General features: G+C 52.5%; 1 protein-coding gene. It reads left to right on the forward strand.

Annotated elements, in window-relative coordinates:
* Window positions 1-305 precede the first annotated feature (305 nt).
* On the forward strand, window positions 306-514 hold a 209-nt coding region (locus tag ACTHUM_RS18705; RefSeq protein WP_440403783.1), incomplete at its 3' end, for a deoxyribodipyrimidine photo-lyase.

Genomic DNA, 514 nt, shown 5'->3' on the forward strand with positions numbered 1-514 from the left:
GCGGCATAATCCCATGCACACAAAGGCAGTAAAAACGGCGCGGACGGATGGTTTTGCCACGCATCAAATACGGTTTTCACGCCCATGCTTTCCAAGCATGCCGCCAATGTTTTCAGGTTGTCCGATGGTTCGGGATAAGTTTGGCAGGTAATGAGTGCCAAAACGGTTTGCTCGGTCATGGTTGCCGCCTCGTTGCTAAAACCAAAATTATATAGCGAAATCAAACCAAAAGATTTTTCAGACGGCCTGATACAGGAGGCCGATTCTGATAAAATGGTTTTCCCCTTTTCCGTCGGAACATGCTCATGAAATCTGCCCACGTCCTTGTCTGGTTCCGCCGCAACCTCCGCCTGCACGACAATGCCGCGCTTAATGCCGCCGTTGCAAGCGGTTTGCCCATCGCCTGCGTCTGGGTCAGCCAAAGGCCGTCTGAAAACCACAATCCGCGTCAAAGCCTGTTCCACTATCAAGCCGCGCAAGAGCTGCATACCCGTCTGGCGGCACACCATATTCC

The organism is Neisseria sp. P0021.S006 (genome assembly GCF_051956895.1).